The 8,617-nt window shown below is 36.3% G+C and carries 3 protein-coding genes and 1 pseudogene; 1 reads left to right on the forward strand and 3 read right to left on the reverse strand.

The genetic code is table 11. The features are described 5' to 3' along the window. Nucleotides 1-366: 366 nt before the first annotated feature. The 3 genes from Q0543_RS10095 to Q0543_RS10105 form a co-directional block, all read right to left on the reverse strand. Nucleotides 367-1,551: an efflux RND transporter periplasmic adaptor subunit gene (locus Q0543_RS10095; RefSeq protein ID WP_299252181.1), complete on the reverse strand. Its 1,185-nt coding sequence runs from the start codon at nt 1,549-1,551 to the stop codon at nt 367-369. A gap of 1 nt (nt 1,552) precedes the next feature. Further along, nucleotides 1,553-5,923, reverse strand: a complete 4,371-nt coding sequence (locus Q0543_RS10100) for a CusA/CzcA family heavy metal efflux RND transporter (RefSeq protein ID WP_299252183.1) — start codon at nt 5,921-5,923, stop codon at nt 1,553-1,555. 169 nt (nt 5,924-6,092) lie between these two features. Next, nucleotides 6,093-6,416: a DUF6660 family protein gene (locus Q0543_RS10105; protein WP_299252185.1), complete on the reverse strand. Its 324-nt coding sequence runs from the start codon at nt 6,414-6,416 to the stop codon at nt 6,093-6,095. A 460-nt stretch (nt 6,417-6,876) separates the two neighbouring features. On the opposite strand from Q0543_RS10105, the pseudogene Q0543_RS10110 reads away from it, so the two are divergent. Then, nucleotides 6,877-8,617 (forward strand): annotated as a pseudogene (locus Q0543_RS10110) (cellulase family glycosylhydrolase); the annotation flags it as partial.

The following is an 8,617-nucleotide window of genomic DNA, read 5'->3' on the forward strand; positions in this document are numbered from 1 at the left end:
TTATGAATTATGAATTATGAATTATGAATTATGAATTATGAATTATGAATTTTATTTAGTTTATGTACTTAATACATATTGCTGTTGTTGTGTGTTCCCGCCTGTGCTTAATTATGATGGCGCATAGCTTCATCGCGGGGCAACAACAACTTGTCTTCGTGATGGTCTATTACACACAAGCCATGGTGGAGCATTCTATTTTGACTATGGTTGGCCGAAAAGGCACAACCTTGGCGGCAATCGAAAGCACATCTGTGGGAGTTGTGATCGTCTATGAAATACAGGCCATTGTGAGTAGCTTCCTTTTAATCCTTCCGCCTTCTGCCTTTCGCCTCAAGCCTTCCGCTTTAAGCTTTGCTCCTTCTCTCAATGCCCGTGTCCTTCTTCTTCAGAAACATTCATTTTTGATAATAAGGTATACGCACCTTCAACCACAACATGTGTAGTTTTAATGTCTAATACTTCCGGAAGATCGATTTCTGAATATCCATGTTGAGAAATTCCTTTACTAACTTCAATTGCAGTATAGCTATGCTGACCTACTTCTTTTTGAATTGAATCTTTGATGAAAATATAATTTTTGCCAGCAGATTGAACAATTGCTTTTTCAGGCACGACCGTTTTTTTATTATTTTCGCCTACTTCAATGAATGCTTTCAGATACATACTCGGCATTAACGTAGGATCTTCTACATCGATATGTGCATGCACACGCACTGTTCTTTCTGAAGATATTTGATGGTTGATTAAATACACGTGTGCTCTTCGTTCTAATCCCGATTCATTTACCAAATAAAATCCAATTTTTTGTCCGATTTTTATTTTAGGAATGTCTTTTTCAAAAACGGTTAACTCTGCGTGTAAATGTTCGGTGTTTACGATTTCACAAATAACATCTTGCGGCGTCACGTATTTTCCAAGATTGATATTAACAGTGGTAACGTATCCACTAATAGGTGCGTAAATAGATACGACACTCGTTATATTTGTTTGCGTTAAAGTTCTTGGATTGATATTTAATATCTTCAACTCTTCTTCTTGTCCACGTAAGCTTGCTTGTAAGCTGTGGTAGTCGGAACTGATTTGTTGAAATATTTTCTTTGAAGCTACATTTTCATTTGATAGTTCTTCTTGTCTTTTGTATTCTAGTTCTAAGAATTTTAATTTTTGAACATTCTCTAGATACATGGTTTGAATGGCTATAAAGCTTGGATTTTGAATGGTTAGCAATACTTGACCTTTACTTACTTTTTTTCCTTGTAACAACATGGTTGTTTTTACAAAGCCGCCCATCATAGCAGAAACAGAAACTAGGTTTTGTGGCGGTACATCCAACATGCCATTTACTTCAATGGTCGCTTGCAAGTCTTTCATTTCAATTTTACCCAATTGAATCTTGGCTTCTTTGTATTGTGCATCGCTAAGTTCAACGACACCTTCTGCATGTTCGTGCTCGTGATGCGTGTCTTCTGTAGTAACTGTTGTTTTATTTTGGCAGGAACAAATCAAACCAAAAATGATTCCGATATATATATAGCTTAGTGCTTTCATATTAATTATTGTTTCCTATTAAGTATTCAATATGGATAATAGATTGATTGTATTGTTGTAAGATTGTTAAATAAGTGGTTTGAATAGACAACGCTCGTAACAAACCTTGAGATAATTCTATGTAGCCTAGATTTCCTTGTTGGTAATTTTTTAAGGCATTGTCTGAAATTATTTTTGCTGTTGCTAGGGCATTTTTTTCATAATAATCCAAGCTTTGTTTGTATTTCATATACGTTTCAAACGCTTGCATGTATTGGCCTTCCAGATTTTTTTCATACAAGTCGTATTCGCTTTGTGCCATGTTGGTGAAATTTTCAGTCGCCTTTATTCGTGCCAATTGTGGTTTAATCCATAGTGGAATTGATACACCAACTGAAACACCTTGGAAGCGGGTATTTCCAGTTGCGAAGTTTGTAGCATTTCTGTAATCAGGAGATCCATACAGACTTTGATTGAAATAACCCACATTGAAATCTGGTAATAATTGCGCTTGTTCTACCTTCTTATTGGCCATACTTACCTTGACTTGTTGTTCGAAATAACGCAAAGCAGGATTGCTTTTTATGGACAAGGAATCATTTTGTAGTATTAATTGTATTTTGTCTATGCTAGAACCAGTACTTGTAATAGGTTCGTTGGAATTTAACAAGGTTTGCAATTCATTTTCATGAATGCGTATGTCCGCATTGTTTTGTTCAAGAAACGTTCGTATCTCTATCAATTGACTTTCAGCGGTTGCTTTTTCTAAGATATTGCTTTCACCTGTTTTATATCGTAAGTCAGCCGATTTTGCAAACAAGGTAAAGATGCTGTCTTGTTTTAAAAGCAAGGCTTGGTTTGATTTCGCAAATTGTAAAGCATAGTAAGCTGTTTTAATTTTTAAGCGCAAATCATTCTCTACAGAAAGCTTATTATATTCTGCACGTTTGGTTGTTGCTTTAAAATACTCCGCTTGCTTCTGCATCGTTGTAGGGAAGGGGATATTTTGACTGATGCTAAGGTTGTTATCATTGTAATAACTATTATACTGTCCATACATCAACGTTGCATTCATTTTACCAATAGCACTTGCTGTTCCTTTCATTTGCATGTTGTATAACACGTCGTACTGCGCTGCTTTAACTCCACTGTTGTTTTCAATACCCATATTAAGTGCTTCATCCAAACTGAGCGTTCTTGCAGTCTGTGCCTGTGCGTAATTAGGTAATGTCAGTACTAAAAAAAGTGGAAGTAAGATTAAAATGGTATTGTTAGTTTTCATTTTGAAACCTTTTTCTGAAATGTAATACAATATTGGTATTACCAATAAGGTAAGTAATGTTGCAGATAACAAGCCCCCAATAACAACGGTTGCTAAGGGTTTTTGTACTTCAGCGCCTGAGCCTTGGGAGAGTGCCATAGGTAAAAAACCTAGAGAAGCTACCGCAGCCGTCATTAATACTGGTCTAAGACGTGTTTGTGTTCCTTTCATAATAATGTCGTATACATCCGTTAATCCACTTTTCTTTAATAAGTTAAATTCACCAATCAATACAATTCCGTTTAAAACAGCTACTCCAAAGAGTGCAATAAATCCAACTCCTGCTGATATACTAAATGGCATGTCGCGCAACCACAATGCAAATACGCCACCTATAGCAGATAATGGAATGGCTGTAAAAATTAAGATACTTTGTTTGATGGAATTGAAGGTAAAATAAAGTAGCACAAATATTAAGGACATAGCTATTGGTACTGCTACACTTAAGCGCTGTTTCGCTTCAATTAAATTTTTAAATTGTCCACCGTACGTTATATAATATCCTGGTGGGAAGGTTATTTTTGATCCTATGTTTGACTTGATTTCATTTACAATACTTTCTACGTCTCTACCACGAACGTTGAAAGCTACTGTAATTCTTCGTTTGGTATCATCACGTTGTATCTGATTGGGGCCGTTTTTAAATCCGATCGTTGCTACTTGACTCAAAGGGATTTGTTGTCCTTTGGCTGATGTGACAAATAATTTCTGAACATCCTCAATAGATGCTCGATTGCTTTTTTGTAACCGTACAACCAATTCAAACCTTTTTTCTCCTTCGAAAACCAGACCAGCTGATTGTCCAGCAAATGCTGCATTGATGGTGGTATTTATCTCGGCTATGGATAAACCAAACTGTGCAATTTTACCACGATCGAATTCTATAACAATTTGTGGGAGCCCTGTAACTTCTTCGATATATAAATCTTTTATACCTTGAATGGGAGAAATAAGTTGACCAAGTTGTTTGGATAGACGTGTAAGTTCATCCAAATTCTCTCCATATATTTTTAATGCTACATCTTGTTTTGCTCCTGTCATCAATTCGTTAAAGCGCATTTGTATGGGTTGTTGAAATCCAAAGGATGCACCAGGGATTACTTCTAATGCAGATTGCATGATATTTGCTAAGTCTTCTTTATTACGTGCTTTTGTCCAGTTATTTTTATCTTTTAAAATAACCATTAAATCGCATGCTTCAAGCGGCATGGGGTCTGTAGGTATTTCTCCAGAACCAATCTTAGCAACCACTTGACTTACTTCATCCGGAAACTGAGTTGTCAATATTTCTCCCGCTTTCAGAGAAGCCTTTATTGTTTCGTCCATAGAACTACCCGTAAGCACTCTCGTTTCTACTGCAAAATCGCCTTCGTCTAAAGAAGGAATAAATTCACCACCCATGTTCATAAACACAAGCAGACTGACTATAAATAAACCTGCGGAAATGGATAAAATAACGAGCTTTTGCTTCATAGCAAATTTGATGATGGGAGTATAAAATGCATACAATTTATCCATCATTCGATCCGAGATGTTGCGTTTATGTGTTGGATTTTTGCTTAAGAATAAAGCCGATATCATCGGTACATAGGTGAGCGATAAAATGAATGCACCGAGTATGGCGAAGATTACTGTCTCAGCCATGGGTTTAAACATTTTACCTTCAATACCTACTAAGGCTAAGATTGGTAAGTATACAATCAAAATGATAATTTCTCCGAAGGCTGCGGAATTACGAATGTTGGATGCAGACTCAAATACTTCCTTGTCCAATTCGTCTTGAGTTAGTCTATGTGTAAACTTTTTGCCAACGATGTGATGCAAGCTTGCTTCTACGATGATTACGGCTCCATCTACAATTAAGCCAAAATCAATTGCTCCCAAGGACATTAAATTCCCAGAAACACCAAATAAATGCATCATGGAAATTGCAAACAACAAAGCCAAGGGTATGACAGAAGCGACAACCAAACCTGCGCGTAGATTGCCTAAGAACAATACCAATACAAAAATGACAATGAGTGCACCTTCAATTAAATTTTTCGAAACCGTAGCAATTGCTCGATCTACCAAATGGGTGCGATCTAAGAATGCTTCGATTTCAACACCTTCTGGTAAGGTTTTTTTAATCTGTTCAATTTTTTCTTTGATGTCATGGATGACTTCGTTGGAGTTTTCGCCTTTTAACATCAACACTACTGCACCAACTACTTCGCCTTCATTGTTGCGCGTCATGGCGCCATAACGAACGGCGCTACCTAAGGTAACATGTGCAACATTGCGTATAAGAATGGGAATGCCATTGGATGTATTTTTAACAACAATTTCCTCAATGTCTTGAATAGAGGTTGCCAGTCCTTCTGTTCGAATAAACCAAGCATTCGGACTTTTATCAATATAGGCACCACCCGTATTTTGATTATTACTTTCAATGGCCGTAAATACTTCTGCTAGGCTGATATTCATGCTTCGAAGCATATCGGGTTGAATGGATATTTCATATTGTTTTACATACCCGCCCATACTACTTACATCGGCAACTCCTTTGGTTCCTAATAATTGTCGGCGTACAATCCAATCTTGAATGGTACGTAATTCCATTGGCGAGTATTTACCTTCATATCCTTTTTTTGTATGAATGACATATTGGTAAATTTCACCTAAACCCGAACTTACTGGCGCTAATTTAGGAAGTCCCACACCTTGCGGAATTTGTTCGATAGCAACTTGTAAACGCTCGTTTACTTGCTGTCTAGCCCAATAGACATCCGTTTCATCTTTAAAAACGATTGTTACTACTGATAAGCCAAAACGAGAAATAGATCGTACTTCGATTAAGCCAGGAATGTTGGCCATCGCTATTTCTACTGGAAATGTAATTAAACGTTCTACCTCTTGTGCTGCAAGAGAGGGACTCGTTGTAATTACCTGTACTTGGTTGTTTGTTATATCCGGAACGGCATCTATAGGTAATTTGGAGGCAGACCAAACGCCCCATAAAACCAATGCAAAGGTGAAGATTCCGATTATAAGCTTATTTTTTATAGAGAAATAAATAATCTTATCTAACATGATTTCATAAATAAATTATAAGAAATAGTAATGCCCTTATTTTTTAATTATTGATTGTTAGTTGTAAAACAGTCAATAAAACGTACCATAGGTGTGAAAGTACAATCAAACATAAAATCTGTTTATTGTATTCTGTATGGTTGTAAATAAGAGAAAGAGGGGAAGGAAGTTATATTTTAGGCGGCTGCCAAAAATTATAAAAATAAGCAGAATTGAAAATGGAGTTGTAATTTGAAATGAATGCAGGTGTGTTTATTTTTTCTGGGTTTGCAAAAACTACTTTATTACTACTAAGGACAAAACCAATTACAGATCCACAGCAAGCACATACACAAAATGGAGAGCAAGAATCGTCCTGATCATCTTTGTGATCATGATGTTTTTGGGTGCTTGTTTTAGCATGTAAATCTTGATCGCAGGTGGCCGCATCTGTACACGGCATTATTGCTAATGCAAGTATGTAGAAACAGAATAGGGAAATGAAGGCTCTCACTATATAAAGTTAAGGTTTATTCTTTGATTTACAAATAGATAGATTAATTAAGTAGCATTCCATTTAATGTGAGCTGTTTACGATGAATTATACGTAATAAGTAGTTAATGAAATACCGATGGAGTTTAGAACTTCTAAATAATACTAGTACCCTGTAATTTCATATAAAGAAGCCGGGGTCTATTATTTATTATTTTGTCTTTACGTACTCGATTTTGTTTTAGTATAAATAGAAGAATAGTACTACTTGAATGTGTAAACAATCGCTGTAGGTTAATGTTATCTATAAATTATTTAAATATTTTGTTAGTCAATCGGTTATCATTTTTAAGGTTGTTTGTAAATGGTACTATGTATATATATAATTTGATTATATTTATATGGTCAGATTAATTAAACATTCGATTGAAGGTTTAATTGGAAACACTGAACAAAAAACCTCAATCAATCATTTATCATCATGAAAAAACGATTACTCTTTCTGATTGTATTTTTGGGATTTCTTTCAACGGGATTTTCTCAAACTATCGGTATACTAAATAAAAAATTTGTTGTGAATGGGAATGCAAGTTGTCTCATTTATTTTAATGGTGCAAATACACCCTGGAATAATTGGAATGATTTCGGAGGTACCTACAACGCGAGTTTTTGGTCAACCCATTTTGCAACCTTAAAAGCAAATGGAATTAATGCGTCGCGTGTTTGGATCAGTTGTAATGGAGATGTACAACCCAATATAAACACAGACGGTACCGTTACAGGTGTAAGCGCTCAATTCTGGGCGAACTTAGATGATTTTTTTGCATCTGCACAAAGTAATGGTATTTATATCATGGCAACAATGATGTCTTTTGATCATACAAAAAATACATACAACAAATTTCAAAGTTGGAGAAACATGCTGAATGATCAAACAAAGGTTCAATCCTATTGTGATAATTATTTGGTTCCATTTGTAAATAGGTATAAAACAAATCCCTATTTAATGAGTATTGACATTTCAAATGAAATTGAATGGGTTGCAGAAGATGCTACAAATATGAAATGTTCGTATGCTGTTTTACAACGTTTTGTAGCCATGTGTGCTTCAGCTATTCATAACAATCCTAGGACGGATGGTTCATCGGTTTTAGTTACCTTGGGTTCTGCTGCTACTAAGTGGAATGGTACGAAGATGCGCCAGGGATCAAATGGTGCATGGTCTCAAAATAATTCAGATGGAAATAAATGGAGTGATGCAGCATTAAAAGCGCAGTATAATCAGCCTAATGCAATATTAGATTATTACTCGCCCCATTATTATTCATGGATTGATGAATGGTACTCGAACCCATTTGTACGTAGTCCTACAGATTTTGGGATAGATGAAAAGCCTGTGGTAATTGGGGAAACTCCAGCAGGAAATCCAGGTACACCTAATTTGTCTGTATTGGCATCTTACGAAGCTTTGAAAAATAATGGATATCAAGGGCACTTCCCATGGACATCAAATGGAGTGGATGCACTAGGTGATATTTCTAAGTTTGGAACAGATGCAAAAACGTTTGCAACAACTTATAGCGCATTGGTTAAACCAGTATGCTCGGTAGTCTGTGCAACTATTGCACCTACGGTAACGACTCCCCTTGTATATTGTAAAAATGCATCTTCAACAGCATTGACCGCGACAGGCACAGCATTAAAATGGTACGTAGACAATACGACAACAACAGCTTTATCTGCTGCTCCTGTTCCTTCAACTTCAGCTGTTGGCACAATAAATTACTATGTATCCCAGACATTAAATGCTTGTGAAGGTCCACGATCAAAAATTGCTGTTACGATAAAAGACTTGCCAACAGCAACAATTAGTACTACAACATCCACCACATTCTGCACAGGCGGAAATGTATTGTTGTCTGCGAATACGGGAAATGGCTTCAGCTATGTTTGGAATAAAGATGCAACGCCAATTTCAGGTGCAACAACATCTACATATTCTGCAACAGCATCAGGTTCGTATACAGTAACCGTAAGTTCTAACGGATGTTCTACAACATCGGCAGCAAAAGTGGTTACAGTAAATCCATTACCAACAGCAACAATTTCAGCAACAACATCCACCACATTCTGCACAGGCGGAAATGTATTGTTATCTGCGAATACGGGAAATGGGTTCAGCTATGTTTGGAATAAAGATGCAACACCAATTTCAGGTGCAA

Origin of the sequence: uncultured Cytophaga sp., assembly GCF_937863595.1 — a bacterium.
GTDB lineage: Bacteria > Bacteroidota > Bacteroidia > Cytophagales > Cytophagaceae > Cytophaga.

Excerpts from the sequence above, each read along its gene's own strand:
- Q0543_RS10100 (WP_299252183.1), bottom strand. The coding sequence starts at position 5,923 with ATGTTAGATAAGATTATTTATTTCTCTATAAAAAATAAGCTTATAATC.
- Q0543_RS10095 (WP_299252181.1), bottom strand. The coding sequence starts at position 1,551 with ATGAAAGCACTAAGCTATATATATATCGGAATCATTTTTGGTTTGATT.